The organism is Caldimicrobium sp. SLHALR3 (genome assembly GCF_058692735.1).
Genome location: NZ_CP182484.1, coordinates 189,439 through 209,968, shown reverse-complemented (window position 1 = coordinate 209,968; position 20,530 = coordinate 189,439). Strand labels below are relative to the sequence as shown.

Genomic DNA, 20,530 nt, shown 5'->3' with positions numbered 1-20,530 from the left:
TACCCTATTTTCCGATAGTGTTATTACAGAGCAAAAATGTCACCCTAATTGCAAGGGCAAAATGTCACCCTCTTTTTAATCTTCCTTTTTATCCTAATTTTCTTCTTTTGACAAGTCTTCTCATTCCTTCCCAACTCTTCATAAGGAATTACTTCCCCACTCGGATGATAAATCCTATAACTCCCATCAAAAAATTCCCTCACTTCTACCTTCACCCCAGAAAGTCTCAAACTCATCTTCATAGGCTTAAGCTGTAATACCTTCCCCTCAACCGAAATAGTAAAATCCTTATTCACCTTCCTCTCCATCCTCCGACTCAAAATCTCTTTAAGATTCTTTGGAGCTCCCCTCCATCCCTTCTCCTTACCTACTGCCTCAACTCCAAAATTCTTGTTATACCGTGGAAGAAAAATCTCATTAAAATATTTAGTAGCACTATCTGCGTCTTCTATCCCTTGTAATTCAAGCTCCTTTACTAAACGATCTTGCAAAGTCTTGAAAGTCCTCTCTATCCTACCTTTAGCCTCTGGACTATGAGCATAAATAAGGCCTATACCTAATTCAGCCATGGCTACCTGAAAAGCAGTTGGATTCTTAGCTGATTGTTTAACATGAACACCTTCATGTCTTGTGGTAATAAAAACTGAGTGACGGTCTAAATAAAATTTTTGAGGGAGTCCACATCTGGAAAAGACTTCATAGCAAAGACGAAAATATGCTTGAAGACTTTCTCTGGGAACAAAAAGGCCATAAAGCATCTTCCCAGTGGCATCATCCAGAGCAAGAACTAAAGTGCTTTCCTGATTGTTGAACCAGGGATGTAGAGAACCATCCAGGAATACGATTTGTCCTTCTTTTTCAGAACGAGGGCGTCGTTTTCTTCTTTTGTATTTGGTGCGGTTAGGTTTAGTTAATCCAGCTTTAATAAGCCAAGATCTTACAGTTTCTCGGGAAAGATTTATGTTGTGTTCTTCTTTAAGAAGATCGGTGAAGTGGGAGATATTTAGGTTATGGTATTTGGATTTAAAGAGATGAAGGACTTGGTTTTGAATTTCTTTTGGGTAAGCATTAGGTGGAGTGCGTCCACAATTTTTGTGTATGAGAGCCTTTGGACCTAATTCTTTGAGTTTTTTCTTAAGGCGTTTAAGGTGTCTAAGGGAGATGTTTAGGATTTGAGCAGCTTCCTTAGAGGGGATTAAGTCCTCTATAGTTTGTTGAATGATGTGATAGCGCTGAGCGTATTTCATAAGCCATTCCTCCTTTTTGGATGAAATTCTCATAGGCAATCCTCCTTAATAAGGACTTAGCCTATGAGTTTACCAGAGGGGTGACATTTTAGCTTTGCAATTAAGAGGTGACAAAGTCCCCTGCATTAACAAACACATTTAATTCTTCTTGACAAAAATTTTTAAATGTTTTTAATAAAGTAAAAAGCCCTGGAGCTTTATCCTTGAGGCTCAAGATTACCTTTAAGGCTGATAAAGATTCTCCAGTAATCCTTCCTATCAATTACAACGAACTTATTCAGGGTTTTATTTATCGCTATCTTGATGAATATCTTGCTACCCAACTTCACGAAGAGGGACTTAAAGACCCTGGGTCAAGAAGAAAATTTAAGTTCTTTACTTTTTCAAGATTAATTCCTATTGAAAAGCCAAGAATAGAAAAAGGTCAGATTTTCTTTTCAAGCCCGATTATATTAATAATAGGATCACCTTTAAAGGAGTTTATTCAGAATATGGCAAATCACCTAATAAAGGCAGAAATCATAAAGCTTGGGGATGAGCCCTTTTTAATAGAATCTATTGCAGTTGAGGCGTCCCCTTCTTACAGGGAAAAGGTTTTGGTAAGCGCCCTTTCTCCTATAACAGTTTACAGCACTCTTAGTGCCCCAAATGGTAAGAAGAAGACCTATTATTACAGCCCCTTTGAAGAGGAATTTGAAACTCTGATTATTGAAAATCTCAATAAAAAGTATAGAGCTTTAACAGGAGAGGAGGCCTCTTTTTCAGGAAGTGTTAAGCCTTTTAAGGTAAGCTCTCGCAATCAAAGGATTGTGATATATAAAGGGACGGTGATTAAGGGCTGGGATGGAGTGTATGAGCTTTCATTACCCCCTCAACTTTTTCCCCTTGCCTTTGAAGCAGGACTTGGCGCAAAGAACTCCCAGGGGGTTGGCTGTATTGAGGTGTGGGAGGGAAGAAAATGAGTAAGGTGTTTGAAAGAGTTGCAAGTCTACCTATAAGGAATTGAAACTTGAATTTTAAAAAATTCTCATAGTATTGACTTTTTTAAAAAAAACATTATGGCTTAGTTAAAATTGGAGGTTTACAATGCTCAAAAAAGAAATTTCAGTGACATTTAGAACAATTACTCCTTTATGGACAGGTGATGCTTGGCAAGATAATAAAGAAATCAGACCTTCTTCTTTAATTGGAAGCTTGAGGTTTTGGTTTGAAGTTTTAATGTATTTCGGTGGAGTTTTGAAGATAGAAAAAGAGAATAATAAAATAGTTAATTTTAAAGAAGGAAGATTTGAAAAGGAAGTAAATAGAAAAGAATTAAAAAATTTCATCCAGAAAAGTGGAAACAATATAGAAGAAATTATCAAGCATCTTTTAGAAAAACAAAAAATTCCTATTTCATCCATAATTTTTGGAACAACAAATTGGAAAAGTTTAATAGAGATAAAAGAGATAGAACCCATAGAAGATTATTGTTTTGGTAATAAATTAAATTTGCCTAACAGAATATGTATAAATAAAGAAACTTCTAAAATAAAAGAAAATGATGATTGTCCTAAAAGAAGAAATAATGATTGGTCAGTTTTCTTTTTCAAAAAACCTTATTTTTACGGTAAATTTCAAGTCAAGTTTTTAGTTGAAGAAAATATCTTAGATAGTATATTTTATCTTCTCCTTACATTTATGGATAAATATGGCTATTGGGGTGGTAGGTGGAATATAGGATATGGAAGGTTGAGAGTTGAAGAGGTGAAAACAAATACCTTGACTAACATAAAAGTAAATGAAATTATTGATATTGATTTAAACAATTTTATTGAAAAGAGTTCTTATGAAAATTTTGTAGATTACGAAACATTAAAATTTTTTTTGGATGTTGAGTCTTTTTATTGCAAGAATGAAAGAGAATTTGAAGTCAAAACTAAAAATATACCACTAAAAATAAAAGTTTGTATATTTGAAAATTTAGCTGGCGATTATACTACACTAATAAAAAATCTTCTCCAATATAAAGCACAATTAAGAAACTGCTTAAGACCTAATTCAAATCAAAATAATAGAGGAGTATGGGATAACTTCAGGCATAAATTTTGTGGGGAACTTAGTGAAGGTTCAAAAATATTACCTTTTATTGATGAAGAAAATGGAAATTTAAAAGGTGGGTTTTTATCAATTGCAGGATTACTAAATCTTGAAAAAGAAGGTAGAAATAATGGCTAAGTTTGATTTTTTCGCCGAAAAAATAAATATAAACAATGCCAATTTAGTTTTTGAAGAAAAATTTTTAAACCTGAAATATGGAAATCTTAATAAAAAAAGTGAGATATTAAATAAATTTAAGGGTTGGTTAAAAAATAATGGATATGTATATAAAAGTTTTATATCAAACAGCTCTAAAGATGATTTTAAAGCTATAAAACAAATTTCAGGTATTTATGAAAATCCGGCAGAGCTTCAAGAATATATAAAAAAATTGCCTAAATATTCTTTTGCAATATGGTTTGAATTTGAACTAAAAATGCCTTACTTTTCAAAAGATGATGATGAGTTTTATATTATACAGAATCCGGTATTGAAAGAGAAAAATTTTAAAGTGCCGATGATTAGGGGGTCATCCTGGAAGGGAGCTTTAGCTCATGCATTTAGGGAACTTTTTATGGATAATTTGAACAATAATAGAAAGAAAATAGAAAGTTTTCTTAGAATATTCGGTGCCGGTTCAGAAAATATAAAAGTAATTGAAAGTTATATTTTTGACAAAAGCAAAAAGTTAGAAGATGCTAAAGAAAAGTTGTTAAATTTTATGCTTTTTGAGTTGGGACTAAAAATTAATAGAGATGATATAAAATATATAAATAGCATACAAACAAAAGAAGAACTTATTGATATTTTAAAGAAAAAATTATCTAAAAAGATTGAAAGCTTAACTTCACTTCCACCGGAATTTCAAACTCATAAAGGAAGAGCAATTTTTTATCCCACATATTTTGATAGCTTATCACTTGAAATAATAAACCCACACGATAGAAGAAAAAGAGCCGGCAAAAGGCCAATTCATTATGAAGTAGTCCCTAAAGAAACAAAAGGCAAATTTCAGCTTATTTATATACCTTTTGATGGAATATTAAAAAATGATGAAGATTTAAAAAAAGAGGCTGAGGAAGATTTAAAGAATTTAGTAGAAGCTTTAGAAAATCTTAAAGATAAGGGAATTGGTGCTAAAACTAAATTAGGTTGGGGAACTTTTAAAATAGAAGATAAAAAGGTGTATACAAATTCTGTTTTAGAAATTCCGGAAGGATGGAAAGATGAGAGTAATAGAAATTCTTAAACAATATAGAGATGAAATTCTAAAAGCAGAAATAGGAGTCTTATTATTTAATTTAGGAAAAACTCATATAGGATTTTGGAAAGAAAAAAATGGTGAAATTTATTTTTCAGTGGATGATAATGCCTTTAAAAGTATGTATGGTTATCAACCTTTTACAGGTTATAAAAAGTACTATGAGTTAGATCAGACATTGGGAAAATCACCTTTTGAATATGAGTTGGAACAATTTGGATTAAAAGATTATGTTTTTAATGAAAAAGTTAAATTTCCTTTTAATGTTGAAGGAAAAAATGAAATAAAATGGGTAAATTTCTTTAAAGGAGATGCTTTAGAAGATATTGAAGAAGGAAAAGATTTTATAAAAAAAATATTTTTCAGAGGTTGTGAGAACATAAACTCTGGTATAGATAAAGGTTCTCCAACTGAGCAATTAAAATCAAGCCTTTGGCTTGCCAATGCCTTTGGAAGTTTTAAAGAAAAAATAAATGAATTTAATTTTGATAAAAGAAGACAATGCTTTTTTATGAATTTATCAAGATTTTTATATAACAATAACTATTACGCAAATCCTAATTGGAAAGAAATAAGAAATTTTATAATTAAAGAGCTTAAAGATTGGTATTCTCACCTTTTGAGTGATAGTCGATTCCCAGTCAATGATGTAACTCTTTTTGACCAGGCTTATATGACTGCTTCAATGTTTAAAGCAGTTTTAGCACAGCTTATTATTGATAATAGCAAACTATCAGGATATCTAAATAATCCATCTTCAATTAAATGGCGTATTTTGGGAATTCAATATGATAAAATGGGATTAGCAGAAAAAGGATTTAAGCTTGCCTCTATCAGATGGTATAGAGAAATATCAGAAGAAATAGATAATGAAATAAAAAAAATTTTAGAAATAGATTATCCAATAGGAAATGAAATATACAGAGATGAAACGGGTATTTATTTTATAGTGGGTGAAGATATAGGAGAGGATATAGCTGATAGCAATTTAGCTAAATTGAAAGGAGAATTAAAAGAACTAAAAGACGAAATTCTTAAAATATTTAAAAATAAAGCTGATGATGAATTTTATCCGGCTATTTTTTTAACCAAAGCTTCAAGAGGTTTAATGAACTTATCAACTCTTTTAGAAAAAGCAAAAGAAAACTTTTTAAAAGCAGATTTCAGCAAGAAAGATTTAGATTTATGTTTAGAAAAATCAGATAGTGGAAAAGCTATAGGTATATGCCCTATTTGTCAAATAAGACTAATTTATGAAAAAGATAAAGAAAAAAGAAACTCTCCAACAATTTGTGAGATTTGCGATGATAGAATACATCATAAACAGATTTCAAAATGGTTAGCAGATATAAAAGGTGAAACAATATGGACTACTGAAATAAAAGATAACAATGATAGGCTTGCTTATGTTTCTCTTAAATTTGAACTTAATGACTGGTTAAGTGGTGATTTATTGAATAGTTCATTCATTAATAAACTCAACTGGAATATAACCTTGAATGATTTGGTAAATGACTTAAAAACAAATAACGGAAGACAAAAAAAATTAAAAGATACAATTTTAAAAAAATATGTCGACAAAGCTCTAATAAAAAATTTAAATCTTCAAGATTTTGTTTTAAATATCATTTTACAACGCTCTATTGGACACAAATGGGAAGAGTTTATAAAAAAGAAGTTATCTAACCCTAATCTTATTGATTTTAATAATAGAACAATAAATTGGAACTCATTAAATGATGATGATATAAAATTTTTATCAGAATTAATTCTCCAATTCCTTTTAAGAAAGAATCCATCACCGGCAAGGCTTAGAAGAATTTGGGAAACTACACAAGAATTTTTTGAAGAGATACATAAAAATTTAGATGCTATTTTACAAATACCGGAATGGAGAAAAAAGAGATTGGTTTGGGAAGTTGATTATAATAGCAATATCAAACCCACAGGTGAAGAATTAGAGGGTAATGGTTTATTATTCTGGGCTCAGCCCAATGAAGATAGAACTAAAATTAGAGTTTATTTAATATCTTCAATTAGGGATTTTTTAAAAAAATTTGGAAATAATGCCGTTAAAAATGCAATTAAAAAAGAAGAAGATGAAGAAAGTATTAAGTTTTTAAATGAGATTTTATCAAATAAAGATGAGTTAATGAAATACTTAAATGATAATACTTTAGAGCTAAAACAATATTTTGAAGATAAGCAATCAAAAGAAGATGAAATTGTTAAAATAAATTTAGATATAAAGAATATTTCAGAAATCCATTCCTATAAACCTTATACTCTAATAACAGATATATCACCTGTAAATTATCAAGTAATTATACCAGCATGTTATCTATCAACTCTTATAGATAATGTATTAGAACTTTATAATAAAGAATTTAAATATGTTTATGGAAAGTTATCACTTCATATTGGAGTTGTAATATCAGATTATAAAAAACCAGTATATATAAACTTAAAAGCTTTAAGAAAAATTAGGAGAGATGTAAGAGATACAAATAAATTATGGATTAATGAAGATACAGGTAAGTTCTGTCAACTTCAAAAAGAAAAATTAAGCTGTGTCAAAACTGAGGAAAAGATAAATAATACAGAGAGTTATTACTCACTTTATTTTAATAACTTAGATGACAAAGAGTATAGCTTTTATATCAAACCTGATAAAAATTGGAAATACTGGATAAGCACAATAGACAAATTCTCTCTTTCTTCAAAAGTTAAGATTATACCCAATACTTTTGATTTTGAGTTTATTGATACAAATACAAGAAGAAATGATATTTATTATGATGAAGATAAAAATTATAGAAGAGCATTAGATTTTAAATCTAATAGACCCTACGAGCTTGAAATATACTGGAAAAAATTTAAAAAGTTTAGAGAACTATTTAAAAAAATATTAAATCCTTCTAAACTGCACAAAGTTATTCAAGTTTTTTATGATAAACTCCAAAATTATGAAAGAGATTTTAATCCAATTTTGGCTTCTGTTTTAATTAATGTATTAGAGCTTAACAAAAATAATGAAGCTAAAAGATATTTACAGGACATTTATGATTTAGACCATACTAAAGACATTTATCAAGAACTCGTTGAAAAAATAAATCCTGAAAAGATAAAACTTTTTATTGATATGTTTGAATTCTGGTATAAAGCATTAAAGGAGGGAAGATATGAGCAATAGTAATGATTTAGTTAAAACAATAAGAATTTACGCTCTTGCAACAGACCCAATTTATATAGGCACCGGTGGATATACAATAGGAAGAGTTGATAATACAATCGTAAGAGACCCTATAACAAATATTCCTAAAATTCCGGGAAGCAGTTTGGCAGGAACTTGGAGATATTATGTTGTGCTGGAGGCATTGAAAGATATAAAAAATAAGCAACCGAGTTGGGATGAAATAAAAGAAAGTGAAGGAAATACTATTAGTGAAAAATTAGAAAAAGTTAATTGGAAAAATAATCCACCTAATGATTGGAAAGGTTTTATTGGGAATCAAGTTATGAAAATAACCTGTGCTGGTCAGGACAATGTGCCAAATGAAAAGTTGGAGAATTCTGTTTTTGCAACCAACAAAGAAGGAAAAACCGGTCATTGCGGGTATTGTATTGTATGTAAGGGATTCGGATTTTCTAAAAAAGATATAAGTTGGCAAGGTATGTTGTTTTTTAGTGATTTGCAAATATTATTTTTCCCGGTTTTTACCATTAAAGGAACAAAATGGATAACGACAGTTTCAAAATTAAAAGAGACGGGTTTAGGTAATGAACTTGAACCAAATCAAAATAAAATAAAAACAAAAAACGGTGATGAGGGGTATTTAAATTTAGGTTGGTTATATTTACAAGTTGAAGGAAGTCATAGTATTTCTGATTTAAGTTATTTCAAATTTGGAAATTTCCAACTAAAACCAGAAGATATTATAATAGTTTCAGAATATTTATTTTCTCAAATAATAAATTCAAATCTTGAGGTTAGAACTTCTGTATCTATTGACCCAATCACCGGTGCAGCCAAAGAAGGAGCTTTATTTACATCAGAAGCAATCCCAAGAGGAACTATCTTTTACGGAGATATTAGAATTTTTGATAAAAAAACTTTTTCTGAGATAGAGAAAAAATTAGAACCATTACCAACTTGTCAGGAATTGTTTTCTGCATTATTAAAAAGTAAACATTACTATGAAACACTTGGGATTGGTGGTATGACTACAAGAGGATTTGGAAGATTAAAAATAGAATTTGAAAATACAGATTTATGTAAAAATAAAGACAACCAAGAAGGAGGCTCTGATGAGCAACCAAATCAATAACTTAGAAGCAGTTATTAGTAGAATTTCTTTTGAAATAGTAAATGAAAAGATTTTAGATAGAAATAAGATAGATAAACTTCTTGGTGTATTGGCAAATGATGGGGTTTATGCAATGTGGGTTTGGGCAAAATCACAAAAAGACATAGATGAAGGCAATTTATTTAATAAATTGTTAAGTGTAATGAAATTTGTAAAAGAAAAATCAGAAGAAGATTTTGAAAAATATTTTCAAAATATATCTCATGATTTACACAAGCTCCTCTTTCTTAAACATCTGTTAGAAAAAACGCTCATATATGCAAGGTATCATGCAAGAGCTATGGAGACTAATGATGAGTTGGTATAAGCTTATTTTCAAACAGAATCAGCCGATACATGTTGGCTTTTCAAAATGGGGAGTTGTTAAAGAAACGGATATTTTTATATCTGGCCAAACGATGTGGGGTGCTTTAACAAATATGTATGCTCAGAAATATAATAAAAATCCTAACGATATAAAAACATATTTTGAGCAAATATCAAACTTTTTTCCAAGTTTTGATGGAAAAAATATTTTAAAGCCACAGTATAAAGATGGTGAATTTTATCTTGGAGATTATTCTGAAGAAAAATTTAGATATTATTTCGTGGATACAAGCGTTCACACTGCTATTATACCTCTAAATAGAAGCGCAAAGGACGAAAGCTTACATGAACTTGATTTTATTTTACCTAAACCTAAACAAAAAATAGAGAACTTTACCTCAGGAAATCTGTACTGGATAGGCATAATAAATGTTGAACCTACCATATCTAATTTTGAGGAATTTTTTCATAAGTTGAAAATTTATCTGGGAGCAGATTGTAGATATGGCTATGGAGAACTTGAATTTGTAGATAAAATTTCTATTGATAACACTTTAGATGAATTTTTTTTAGAAGATTGTGAAATAAAAATAAAAGAAAATAAATCATTGCCATATTTTGTTGACCTACAATCGTTGAATAGTAAAAGATATGATGGTGAGATTCGTCTAATTGCTGAATTTGATTTTTTAAAGAATTTACCTGAATGTAAAATTTCTCGGTTTTGTCTTAGTGTTGGGTCAAAAATTTTAGATAATGTTGAGGGCTTGACTTTGAGGCTCTATAAGGGAATTTTAATTAAAAATGATAAATAATTTTTTTAACCTCATAAAAGAAATTTGGCATTAATTTTATCCAAAATCATTTAATTAGTTTCGTCGATGTGGAATAAGGTAAAAAGTGCTGGGGTTAGACGAAGGCAATTTTTCTTGACGAATCAATGAGTTTTGGGTAAAATAACCGGTAAGATTGAAGGTCTTTGAAAATTTGGTAAAGAACTTTATAATTAGATTTGACGAACCTTTTAACGGGTTGCGAGCCTACCTATAAGGAATTGAAACAATGTTATCCTCTTCTTTTTTCAAGTCCACAGATCGTGTTGCGAGCCTACCTATAAGGAATTGAAACTCATCTTCTTTATCAAATCTCCTAAAATCTCACTGTGTTGCGAGCCTACCTATAAGGAATTGAAACTCCCATCTCTTAAATATGCCTCAAATTGCAATCCCGGTTGCGAGCCTACCTATAAGGAATTGAAACTTTTTCATCTACAAAAATACTTTGACGCAGATATGAGAGTTGCGAGCCTACCTATAAGGAATTGAAACCCATCTCCTGCCTGCCACGGGTCAAGGCTACGTAAAAGTTGCGAGCCTACCTATAAGGAATTGAAACTAGATTTTTTTAATAAATTCTATAGGTTTTTTCAATGTTGCGAGCCTACCTATAAGGAATTGAAACTCACGAAGAGCTTCAAAAACTTGAAGAGGAGGTGCAGTTGCGAGCCTACCTATAAGGAATTGAAACTTATCTTTTGTGGAATGACTTAAAGAGAGAATTTGCAGTTGCGAGCCTACCTATAAGGAATTGAAACAGTCCTTACTTGATATAGAATAGGTTTTTACTGTGGGTTGCGAGCCTACCTATAAGGAATTGAAACTATTTGACACAAGCATAGATAGATGGGAAGAAGAACTGGTTGCGAGCCTACCTATAAGGAATTGAAACCTGGAGCTATGTAGAAAATGTTGAAAACAGAATTTATGCGTTGCGAGCCTACCTATAAGGAATTGAAACATTTTTTCTTCTTCCCATTCAAAAACTTTTTTCTTCGTTGCGAGCCTACCTATAAGGAATTGAAACCCCTTATTGCACGCCACTCAAGACCCTGAATTGCAGGTTGCGAGCCTACCTATAAGGAATTGAAACTCGTAGTTTCAGAAAGTCCAGCGATCTTTAAAGCAGTTGCGAGCCTACCTATAAGGAATTGAAACAGTGCATTCTCCCACTTGCCACCGTCAATAGCCTGGTTGCGAGCCTACCTATAAGGAATTGAAACAATCAACATATTTGACCAGAAGAGGGCTATTCAGCCGTGTTGCGAGCCTACCTATAAGGAATTGAAACCGGGATTATCAGTTTTCCTGTGGTAAGCTGTGAGAAAGTTGCGAGCCTACCTATAAGGAATTGAAACTAAGCACTCGTTCCATCAGAAAAATATACGGTAATTCGTTGCGAGCCTACCTATAAGGAATTGAAACTCGTTCCTCGCATTGCGGTTGATTCGCATCAATCCTGGTTGCGAGCCTACCTATAAGGAATTGAAACTCTTCAAAAAGATCAAATTCTCCCAGAATAATAAAGGTTGCGAGCCTACCTATAAGGAATTGAAACCTTTAAAGTCGTAAATAATGTTGTCTTCAAAAAGAGTTGCGAGCCTACCTATAAGGAATTGAAACAAAAATTTTTTGAAATTTTTTAAAAAGTAAAAACAAGTTGCGAGCCTACCTATAAGGAATTGAAACTCTTCAAAAAGATCAAATTCTCCCAGAATAATAAAGGTTGCGAGCCTACCTATAAGGAATTGAAACATATCTTATCCTTATTATCTCTGCGACCTTGATTGTGTTGCGAGCCTACCTATAAGGAATTGAAACCATTCATAAGGCTTGGTTTTTATTCAAGTTTCCTTCGTTGCGAGCCTACCTATAAGGAATTGAAACCCCATCATTGATGTAGCCGATGAGTTCAGCGTCCGTGTTGCGAGCCTACCTATAAGGAATTGAAACTGCAGTGTAAAGAAGTTGCACCTCTTCGGGGGGAGGGGTTGCGAGCCTACCTATAAGGAATTGAAACAAAAACAACCTCTCCAGTTTCAGGGTCTCTAATCCTGTTGCGAGCCTACCTATAAGGAATTGAAACAGAGGACGATGGTATTTTGGGGGCTTGATCAGGTTGAGTTGCGAGCCTACCTATAAGGAATTGAAACGACAAAAGACAAATTCTTTTTGGCAATACGCCGTCGGTTGCGAGCCTACCTATAAGGAATTGAAACAACTTTTGAGCAAGAGGATATAAAGGATCAGTAACTAGTTGCGAGCCTACCTATAAGGAATTGAAACTCACAAAGCACGCATTTAATCATCTTTCATCTCCTGTTGCGAGCCTACCTATAAGGAATTGAAACCTCAACCCACGCCTTACTTACTTTTCTACTGCACTGTGTTGCGAGCCTACCTATAAGGAATTGAAACTAGATTTTCTTAAGGCTCTTTTTGACATAGATTAGGCGTTGCGAGCCTACCTATAAGGAATTGAAACACAGATACTTTTACGACAATTATCCAGACTTAGCAGAGTTGCGAGCCTACCTATAAGGAATTGAAACGTGGAAGAATAGATGGAAGTATATGAAAGGTATTCAGTTGCGAGCCTACCTATAAGGAATTGAAACTAGATTTTCTTAAGGCTCTTTTTGACATAGATTAGGCGTTGCGAGCCTACCTATAAGGAATTGAAACACAGATACTTTTACGACAATTATCCAGACTTAGCAGAGTTGCGAGCTTACCTATAAGGAATTGAAACCTCAACCCACGCCTTACTTACTTTTCTACTGCACTGTGTTGCGAGCCTACCTATAAGGAATTGAAACTTTTTCCCGTATCTCTACAAGATAGGAGAATACAAAGGGTTGCGAGCCTACCTATAAGGAATTGAAACTTCACGAACTCCAAGACCAGAACGAACAATCGCCGAAGTTGCGAGCCTACCTATAAGGAATTGAAACTCAAGTAAAATGTTCTGGATGTTCGGTTTGGCGAGGTGTTGCGAGCCTACCTATAAGGAATTGAAACTAGATTTTCTTAAGGCTCTTTTTGACATAGATTAGGCGTTGCGAGCCTACCTATAAGGAATTGAAACACAGATACTTTTACGACAATTATCCAGACTTAGCAGAGTTGCGAGCCTACCTATAAGGAATTGAAACGTGGAAGAATAGATGGAAGTATATGAAAGGTATTCAGTTGCGAGCCTACCTATAAGGAATTGAAACTTCAATAGAGTGAAACCAGAGTGAAATCGTTTTCACTGTTGCGAGCCTACCTATAAGGAATTGAAACATATCCAAATCTTTTATGGTCTTGTCGTTTTTTTGCAAGTTGCGAGCCTACCTATAAGGAATTGAAACTTGGTTTCTTTTTCAACATATTTCTGTAAGCTTTCTTTGTTGCGAGCCTACCTATAAGGAATTGAAACGCTGGCACATCTACACCAAAAGGAAATTGAGGAAATTGTTGCGAGCCTACCTATAAGGAATTGAAACTATATATAGTCTATAAGGTCATTTTTCCAGTTTTTGCGTTGCGAGCCTACCTATAAGGAATTGAAACTGGGACAAGTGGGTAAGGCAAAAAGGTAGGGGTAAAGTGTTGCGAGCCTACCTATAAGGAATTGAAACAATCCTCTTCCGTTCTTTTTTAAAAAATAAAATTAATTTTTATATCCAGAGGTATAATAAAGGTTTTTAAGATCTGATAAAGAAAGGAATTTATGAAAAAGAAAGGAAAGGTTAAGGGGCATATTGGTATAAAAATCCCTGTAAATCAATTAAGCCCTCTTCTCCAAGCTCTTCCCTTACAATTTTTTCAAGTTTTTTAAGGTCATAACTGTTATTGCAAAGCGATTTTTGTCACCTCTTAATTGCAAAGCTAAAATGTCACCCCTCTGGTAAACTCATAGGCTAAGTCCTTATTAAGGAGGATTGCCTATGAGAATTTCATCCAAAAAGGAGGAATGGCTTATGAAATACGCTCAGCGCTATCACATCATTCAACAAACTATAGAGGACTTAATCCCCTCTAAGGAAGCTGCTCAAATCCTAAACATCTCCCTTAGACACCTTAAACGCCTTAAGAAAAAAGTCAAAGAATTAGGTCCAAAGGCTCTCATACACAAAAATTGTGGACGCACTCCACCTAATGCTTACCCAAAAGAAATTCAAAACCAAGTCCTTCATCTCTTTAAATCCAAATACCATAACCTAAATATCTCCCACTTCACCGATCTTCTTAAAGAAGAACACAACATAAATCTTTCCCGAGAAACTGTAAGATCTTGGCTTATTAAAGCTGGATTAACTAAACCTAACCGCACCAAATACAAAAGAAGAAAACGACGCCCTCGTTCTGAAAAAGAAGGACAAATCGTATTCCTGGATGGTTCTCTACATCCCTGGTTTAACAATCAGGAAAGTACCTTGGTTCTTGCTCTGGATGATGCCACAGAAAAAATGCTTTATGGCCTTTTTGTCCCCAGAGAAAGTGTTCAGGCTTATTTTCAGCTTTGCTATGAAGTCTTTTCCAGATATGGAGTTCCTCAAAAATTTTATTTAGACCGTCACTCAATTTTTATTACCATAAGACATGAAGGTGTTCATGTTAAGCAATTTGCTAAAAATCCAACTGCTTTTCAGTTAGCCATGGCTGAATTAGGTATAGGCCTTATTTATGCTCATAGGGGAGAGGCTAAAGGTAGGATAGAGAGGACTTTCAAGACTTTGCAAGATCGTTTAGTAAAGGAGCTTGAATTACAAGGGATAGAAGACGCAGATAGTGCTACTAAATATTTTAATGAGATTTTTCTTCCACGGTATAACAAGAATTTTGGAGTTGAGGCAGTAGGTAAGGAGAAGGGATGGAGGGGAGCTCCAAAGAATCTTAAAGAGATTTTGAGTCGGAGGATGGAGAGGAAGGTGAATAAGGATTTTACTATTTCGGTTGAGGGGAAGATATTACAGCTTAAGCCTATGAAGATGAGTTTGAGACTTTCTGGGGTGAAGGTAGAAGTGAGGGAATTTTTTGATGGGAGTTATAGGATTTATCATCCGAGTGGGGAAGTAATTCCTTATGAGGAGTTGGGAAAGAATGAGAAGACTTGTCAAAAGAAGAAAATTAGGATAAAAAGGAAGATTAAAAAAAGAGGGTGACATTTTGCCCTTGCAATTAGGGTGACATTTTCGCTCTGCAATAACAAAATGCTTTTTCCCTCTTGACTTTTTGAAATTTTTCCGTTATATAGTTCAATAAAAAAAGAAAATTTTTTGTAAAAATGCAGAAAAAACCTTTTAAAAATATATGGTTTATTTATTTGCCCATTTTCTTTTTTTTCTCTTCCTTTTTACGAAAAATGGATTGTCCGCAACCAAAAAAGGTTCAAAAAAAGTTAAAAATCAACCCAGGGCTCATACCCTAAAGAGCTCAAAAAAAACTAAAGCTCAAGGGTCTCAGCCCCTTAGCAAGAAAAAAGAAAAGACCTTTTCTAAAACCCCTACAACTTCTTCACCTGAAGAGGCTCGCTATATCATTTATGAAGTCAAGAAAGGGGATACCCCAAAAGAAATTGCTAAAAAATATGGTATAGATGTGAAAGAGCTTCTTTCAGTAAATCCTATTAATCCAAGGGCTTTAAAACTAGGGATGATGATTAAAGTCCCAGTAAAAGGTAAGATAAAAGAAAAGGAGCCTAAAGGAGAAATAGCTTCGAACAAAGAAATCTTAGAAAAAAACAAGGGAGATCTTTCTGGTGAAGGCGAAGTCTTTCATGAGGTAAAGAAAGGGGGGACCCCTTTTAGGATTGCCAAAAAGTATGGAATAAAGGTTGAGGAGCTCCTTGCGTATAATCATCTTGATCCCAAAGCTTTAAAACCAGGAATGAAATTAAGGATTCCTAAGCCTCAAACTTTATCCTTGGAAGCTGGACTACTAAGGGAAGAAAGGAGCGAGAAAAAACAGGAGATTTATTACACCGTTAAAAAAGGGGGCACTCTTTTTAGTATTGCCAGAAAATATGGAATGTCTGTTGAAGAGTTAAAGACTCTCAATCACCTAAAAAGAAATTCTCTTAAAATAGGGCAAAAACTTCTTGTAAAGGTTGAAAGTACCCAAGGGTTTATTGAGGAGAACTTTTCAGAAGAGAAAGAAGTAGAGAATTTTAGTGAAGAAATCTCCACTCAGGGCTATAAGTTTCACGCGGTAAAAGAGGGAGAAACCCTCTATCGCATTTCTTTAATGTATGGAGTTCCCCTTGAAGAATTAAAGAGAATTAATAACCTTCAGAGTGATATCCTTTTTGTAGGACAAAAATTAAAGATCCCACAGGTAGCCAAGTTAGAAGAAACTCCTTTTGTCCTTGAAAAACCTAAAGGCCTTGAAAAAGAAAAAGAGGAAAGCCTTTCAGAAAAGTTTGAAAAGAGTCTTTTAAAGAAAAGAGATTATCTTACCCCTGCTATGCTTACAAAAGAGGAAGAAAAGGCCCTTATGCAGAAATTTATTGAGATTTCTTCAAACTTTGCAGATAACAGATACCGCCTTGGGGGAAATGGAAGAGGTTATTTGGATTGTTCTGCCTTTGTAAAGCTTGTTTATGAAGAGCTTGGAATTAAACTTCCCAGAAGTTCTGTTGAACAGTTTCAGGTAGGAATCCCTGTCGAAAAAGAGGAACTTCTTCCAGGAGATCTCGTCTTCTTCAAAACAAGAGGTAACCGGATTTCTCATGTAGGAATCTATCTTGGAGACAATAGATTCATTCACATTTCTTCTTCAAGAAAAAGAATCTCCATTGACTCTCTGGATGACCCCTATTACAAAAAGCGCTATGCTGGGGCCAAAAGAGTTTTAAACGGAGAGGTTCTTGAATACTTTCAGGATTATCTAAGAAGTAATAGGGAAAAGGGCAAAAACCAGGAAAAAGCTTCACAAGATACCTTATTTTAAGACTACTTAGAAGACTAATGAAATTTGAATAACTAAGAAGTAGGAGAGGGGGACGAACCCCTCTCCTGTCTATATAAGCTCTACTTTTTCTTTAAAGATTTCTTTTCAGTAGTTCCCTTTTTAGCAGGTTGAGCAGTAATTATGGGTTTGGGGGTTTTATCAGTGCTTGGGGGTAAAAGGGGAATTTCAATTTTTGGCCTTTCTCCAGTTAAGGTTCTCAAGAAGGCTGTAATCTTTTTGATCTCATCATCAGAAAGTTTTACTCCATACTGAAGAGTGCCCATAACTGCCACTGCATCTTCAAGGTTCCAAACTTTACCAGAATGGAAATAGGGATAAGTAAGCTCTACATTTCTTAAAGAGGGTACTTTAAAAACATAGTCGTCACTTGGGCTTTTGGTTACCTTATATCTTCCTCTATCTCCTGCAAGGAGGTCAGGGGTTGGTTTTTGAGCAAGACCAAAGGGTGCATAGCTTAGGCCTCCGAGGGTAATTCCATTGTGGCAGGAAGCACAGCCTTTGCTCATAAAAAGCTCTAAGCCCTTCTTTTCCTCTTCAGTAAGGGCCTTGGTGTCCCCTTTAAGAAATTTGTCAAATCTTGAATTAGGAGTAATAAGGGTTGATTCAAAGGCTTCAATAGCCTTGGCTACATTGTCAAAGGTAATTGGATCCTTTTCTCCTGGGAAGGCCTTTTTAAACATCTCTACATATTGAGGAATGCTCTTTAGGGTTGCAATGACCCTCTCAGGGGTATTATTCATTTCTACTGAGGCCTGAATAGGACCTTTGGCCTGTTCCATAAGGTCCTTGGCCCTGCCATCCCAAAATTGAGCAGTATGAAAGACAGCATTAAAAACCGTAGGAGCATTTCTTGGACCCTTTTGCCAACCATGCCCTATAGAGGTCTCCACATTATCTGTTCCACCAAGCATCACATTATGGCAGGTATTACAGCTGATAAGATGAGAGGCAGATAAACGAGGGTCAAAATAGAGGTATTTTCCAAGCTCTACTAACTCAGGAGTGAGCTTTACTCCCTTGTAAGGAATTTCTTCAAGCTTTTCAGGTATGGGCTTAAAAAGTTGCCGAGCCTGCTCAAGCAGGGCATTATCACTATCAGCGGTTACGGCTAACTTATAACTCATACCAGCAACACCTAAGCCAACCAAAGCAACCCCTAACGCCCTTTTCCATCCCTTCATCATACCTCACCCCCCTTTATAAATTTTTAAAAAAATTTTAACCTAAGAAATTTTTTAAAAAAATTTTAACCTAAGACTTCTAAAATGTCAAGACCTTTTTGTTATTGCTGTTATTGCAAAGGGATTTTGTCGTATATTACCCCCAAAGGGTATATCGCATATTACCTATAAAATGGGTATATCTTTACAAGAGGGTTAAAAAGGAAGGACAGAAAGGGCGTCATTTTGTTGGTCATAGAAGACCGTGGGTGATGTTGCCCTCTGTCCTTCCATTTCCTGAACCTGGACTGGAACATTAGGCTTTTAAGCCTGCATTTTGTCCACGATGATAGGTTACAGGAAATGCCCTCAATTGTCAATACTAACTATCTGGGAGGTGTAAAATGAATCATTACGAGGTCTATGTAGGAGTTGATGTATCAAAAAAATCCTTTACTACAACCCTGCTCTTTGCTGACAAAAAGCTTACCTTCACCGTGCCCTCAAAACCTGAAGAGTTTGAAAAGAACCTCCTCCATCACACCAAGGGTGTGGACAGAGAAAAGATGCTAATTCTGATGGAACACACTGGGGTGTATCATCTTGCTCTGGCAGAGTATCTCTATGAGAAGGGCTACCCTGTGGCGGTAGTGAATCCTTATTCCATAAAGAAATTTATACAAGCGAAGATGAGCAGGGCTAAAACTGACAGGGTTGATTCTCAGATGATAGCCGAGTATGGGAGGCAGTTTTTTGATGGCAGGCTTTTTAAGCCTAAGACAGAAATACAGAAGCAAATAGAGACAAGACTCAGCATGCTTGAGGATTTTCAGAAACAGCTCAATATGCTTAAGAATCAGAGAGAGGCTTTAAGCCGTGTTCCTATGAAGAACCCTGAGGAAATTTTAAGACGTTATGAGGAAGTAATAATGTTAATTAGGAGGCAGATAAGGGAGTTAGAGAAAGAGATAGAGAGGCTTTGCAAGGAGAACTATCCTTAGGAGTATGAGCTTTTGAGGAGTATCCCTGGGATAAGGAACAGGGCGATAAGCATGATTTTGTCCATATTGAGGGGATTTGAGGGGTTTGATAGTGCGAAGAAGGTGGGAAGCTATCTTGGAATATGTCCGAGTCCATGTGAGAGTGGGACATCGGTGAAGGGGCACGGAGGGATAGGAAAACAAGGTAGGGCCTATGGTCGTAAGGTGACATCACCTCTTAATTGCAAAGCTAAAATGTCACCCCTCTGGTAAACTCATAGGCTAAGTCCTTATTAAGGAGGAAGGCCTATGAGAATTTCATCCAAAAAGAAGGAATGGCTTATGAAATACGCTCAGCGCTATCACATCATTCAACAATCTATAGAGGGCTTAATCCCCTCTAAAGCCACTGCTCAAATCCTCAACCTCTCACTTAGACACCTTAAACGCCTTAAGAAAAAAGTCAAAGAATTAGGTCCAAAGGCTCTCATACACAAAAATTGTGGACGCACACCCCTAATTTCTACCCAAAAAAAAATCCAAAACCAAGTTCTTCATCTCTCCCACTTCACCGATTTTCTTAAAGAAGAACACAACATAAATCTTTCCCGAAAAACTGTAAGATCTTGGCTTATTAAAGCTGGATTGATTAAACCTAACCGCACTAAATACAAAAGAAGAAAACGACGCCCTCGTTCTGAAAAAGAAGGACAAATCGTGTTCCTGGATGGTTCTCTACATCCCTGGTTTAACAATCAGGAAAGTACCTTGGTTCTTGCTCTGGATGATGCCACAGAAAAAATGCTTTATGGCCTTTTTGTCCCCAGAGAAAGTGTTCAGGCTTATTTTCAGCTTTGCTATGAAGTCTTTTCCAGATATGGACTTCCTCAAAAATTTTATTTAGACCGTCACTCAATTTTTATTACCATAAGACATGAAGGTGTTCATGTTAAACAATCTGCTAAGAATCCAACTGCTTTTCAGTTAGCCATGGCTGAATTAGGTATAGGCCTTATTTATGCTCATAGGGGAGAGGCTAAAGGTAGGATAGAACGGGCTTTTCAGACTTTGCAAGATCGTTTAGTAAAAGAGCTTGAATTACAAGGGATAAAATATGCAGACAGAGCTACTAAATATTTTAATGAGATTTTTCTTTCTCGGTATAATAAGAAATTTGGAGTTGAGGCAGTAGGTAAGGAGAAGGGATGGAGGGGAGCTCCAGAAAATCTTAAAGAGATTTTGAGTCGGGGGATGGAGAGGAAAGTGAATAAGATTTTACTATTTCGGTTGATGGGAGGATATTACAGCTTAAGCCTATGAAGATGAGTTTGAGA

Annotated in this window: 14 protein-coding genes and 1 CRISPR repeat array; of the genes, 12 read left to right on the top strand and 2 right to left on the bottom strand. The window is 34.4% G+C overall.

Annotated elements, in window-relative coordinates; translation table 11 throughout:
• Positions 1 to 44 precede the first annotated feature (44 nt).
• The gene (locus ACLGLP_RS01130; RefSeq protein ID WP_492113109.1) at positions 45 to 1,280 is read right to left on the bottom strand and encodes an ISNCY family transposase; all 1,236 of its coding nucleotides are present in this window, start codon (positions 1,278 to 1,280) and stop codon (positions 45 to 47) included.
• A gap of 170 nt (positions 1,281 to 1,450) precedes the next feature.
• Here ACLGLP_RS01130 and cas6 point away from each other — a divergent pair, with 170 nt between their 5' ends.
• The 9 genes from cas6 (at position 1,451) to ACLGLP_RS01085 (ending at position 17,035) form a co-directional block, all read left to right on the top strand.
• Positions 1,451 to 2,209: a CRISPR-associated endoribonuclease Cas6 gene (gene cas6 / locus ACLGLP_RS01125; protein ID WP_492113108.1), complete on the top strand. Its 759-nt coding sequence runs from the start codon at positions 1,451 to 1,453 to the stop codon at positions 2,207 to 2,209.
• Between the two features lie 124 nt (positions 2,210 to 2,333).
• Positions 2,334 to 3,464: a type III-B CRISPR module RAMP protein Cmr1 gene (gene cmr1 / locus ACLGLP_RS01120; RefSeq protein WP_492113107.1), complete on the top strand. Its 1,131-nt coding sequence runs from the start codon at positions 2,334 to 2,336 to the stop codon at positions 3,462 to 3,464.
• Entirely contained in the window at positions 3,457 to 4,575 is a 1,119-nt protein-coding gene (locus tag ACLGLP_RS01115; protein ID WP_492113106.1) for an RAMP superfamily CRISPR-associated protein, read from the top strand. Before cmr1 ends, ACLGLP_RS01115 begins: the two co-directional genes overlap by 8 nt.
• A complete protein-coding gene (locus tag ACLGLP_RS01110; protein ID WP_492113105.1) occupies positions 4,553 to 7,780 on the top strand; it encodes a CRISPR-associated protein Csx11 in 3,228 nt (1,075 codons plus the stop codon). Before ACLGLP_RS01115 ends, ACLGLP_RS01110 begins: the two co-directional genes overlap by 23 nt.
• Complete coding sequence (locus ACLGLP_RS01105; RefSeq protein WP_492113104.1) at positions 7,770 to 8,915, top strand: RAMP superfamily CRISPR-associated protein; 1,146 nt, start codon at positions 7,770 to 7,772, stop codon at positions 8,913 to 8,915. The genes ACLGLP_RS01110 and ACLGLP_RS01105 overlap by 11 nt, the downstream gene beginning before the upstream one ends.
• Entirely contained in the window at positions 8,896 to 9,261 is a 366-nt protein-coding gene (locus tag ACLGLP_RS01100) for a hypothetical protein (protein ID WP_492113103.1), read from the top strand. Before ACLGLP_RS01105 ends, ACLGLP_RS01100 begins: the two co-directional genes overlap by 20 nt.
• The gene (locus tag ACLGLP_RS01095) at positions 9,248 to 10,075 is read left to right on the top strand and encodes an RAMP superfamily CRISPR-associated protein (RefSeq protein WP_492113102.1); all 828 of its coding nucleotides are present in this window, start codon (positions 9,248 to 9,250) and stop codon (positions 10,073 to 10,075) included. Before ACLGLP_RS01100 ends, ACLGLP_RS01095 begins: the two co-directional genes overlap by 14 nt.
• Before the next feature lie 216 nt (positions 10,076 to 10,291).
• Positions 10,292 to 13,722: direct repeats of the CRISPR family, unit length 30 nt; unit sequence GTTGCGAGCCTACCTATAAGGAATTGAAAC.
• Between the two features lie 309 nt (positions 13,723 to 14,031).
• Positions 14,032 to 15,249: an ISNCY family transposase gene (locus ACLGLP_RS01090; RefSeq protein ID WP_492113101.1), complete on the top strand. Its 1,218-nt coding sequence runs from the start codon at positions 14,032 to 14,034 to the stop codon at positions 15,247 to 15,249.
• A 148-nt stretch (positions 15,250 to 15,397) separates the two neighbouring features.
• Complete coding sequence (locus ACLGLP_RS01085) at positions 15,398 to 17,035, top strand: C40 family peptidase (protein WP_492113100.1); 1,638 nt, start codon at positions 15,398 to 15,400, stop codon at positions 17,033 to 17,035.
• 80 nt (positions 17,036 to 17,115) lie between these two features.
• On the opposite strand, the gene ACLGLP_RS01080 is transcribed toward ACLGLP_RS01085, so the two are convergent.
• Positions 17,116 to 18,240, bottom strand: a complete 1,125-nt coding sequence (locus tag ACLGLP_RS01080) for a cytochrome-c peroxidase (RefSeq protein WP_492113099.1) — start codon at positions 18,238 to 18,240, stop codon at positions 17,116 to 17,118.
• A 380-nt stretch (positions 18,241 to 18,620) separates the two neighbouring features.
• Here ACLGLP_RS01080 and ACLGLP_RS01075 point away from each other — a divergent pair, with 380 nt between their 5' ends.
• From ACLGLP_RS01075 to ACLGLP_RS01065, 3 genes are read left to right on the top strand one after another with little or no spacing between them, the layout of a single operon-like run.
• The gene (locus ACLGLP_RS01075) at positions 18,621 to 19,217 is read left to right on the top strand and encodes an IS110 family transposase (protein ID WP_492113098.1); all 597 of its coding nucleotides are present in this window, start codon (positions 18,621 to 18,623) and stop codon (positions 19,215 to 19,217) included.
• A gap of 12 nt (positions 19,218 to 19,229) precedes the next feature.
• On the top strand, positions 19,230 to 19,469 hold the full coding sequence (locus ACLGLP_RS01070; protein WP_492113097.1) for a transposase: 240 nt from the start codon (positions 19,230 to 19,232) through the stop codon (positions 19,467 to 19,469).
• 36 nt (positions 19,470 to 19,505) lie between these two features.
• Entirely contained in the window at positions 19,506 to 20,516 is a 1,011-nt protein-coding gene (locus ACLGLP_RS01065; RefSeq protein WP_492113096.1) for an ISNCY family transposase, read from the top strand.
• The last annotated feature ends 14 nt before the right edge of the window (positions 20,517 to 20,530 follow it).

What these genes read in the sequence shown, in the direction of transcription:
- ACLGLP_RS01130 (WP_492113109.1), bottom strand. Translation starts at nt 1,280, where the DNA reads ATGAGAATTTCATCCAAAAAGGAGGAATGGCTTATGAAATACGCTCAG.
- cmr1 (WP_492113107.1), top strand. Translation starts at nt 2,334, where the DNA reads ATGCTCAAAAAAGAAATTTCAGTGACATTTAGAACAATTACTCCTTTA.
- ACLGLP_RS01115 (WP_492113106.1), top strand. Translation starts at nt 3,457, where the DNA reads ATGGCTAAGTTTGATTTTTTCGCCGAAAAAATAAATATAAACAATGCC.
- ACLGLP_RS01110 (WP_492113105.1), top strand. Translation starts at nt 4,553, where the DNA reads ATGAGAGTAATAGAAATTCTTAAACAATATAGAGATGAAATTCTAAAA.
- ACLGLP_RS01105 (WP_492113104.1), top strand. Translation starts at nt 7,770, where the DNA reads ATGAGCAATAGTAATGATTTAGTTAAAACAATAAGAATTTACGCTCTT.
- ACLGLP_RS01100 (WP_492113103.1), top strand. Translation starts at nt 8,896, where the DNA reads ATGAGCAACCAAATCAATAACTTAGAAGCAGTTATTAGTAGAATTTCT.
- ACLGLP_RS01095 (WP_492113102.1), top strand. Translation starts at nt 9,248, where the DNA reads ATGAGTTGGTATAAGCTTATTTTCAAACAGAATCAGCCGATACATGTT.
- ACLGLP_RS01090 (WP_492113101.1), top strand. Translation starts at nt 14,032, where the DNA reads ATGAGAATTTCATCCAAAAAGGAGGAATGGCTTATGAAATACGCTCAG.
- ACLGLP_RS01085 (WP_492113100.1), top strand. Translation starts at nt 15,398, where the DNA reads ATGGTTTATTTATTTGCCCATTTTCTTTTTTTTCTCTTCCTTTTTACG.
- ACLGLP_RS01080 (WP_492113099.1), bottom strand. Translation starts at nt 18,240, where the DNA reads ATGATGAAGGGATGGAAAAGGGCGTTAGGGGTTGCTTTGGTTGGCTTA.
- ACLGLP_RS01075 (WP_492113098.1), top strand. Translation starts at nt 18,621, where the DNA reads ATGAATCATTACGAGGTCTATGTAGGAGTTGATGTATCAAAAAAATCC.
- ACLGLP_RS01065 (WP_492113096.1), top strand. Translation starts at nt 19,506, where the DNA reads ATGAGAATTTCATCCAAAAAGAAGGAATGGCTTATGAAATACGCTCAG.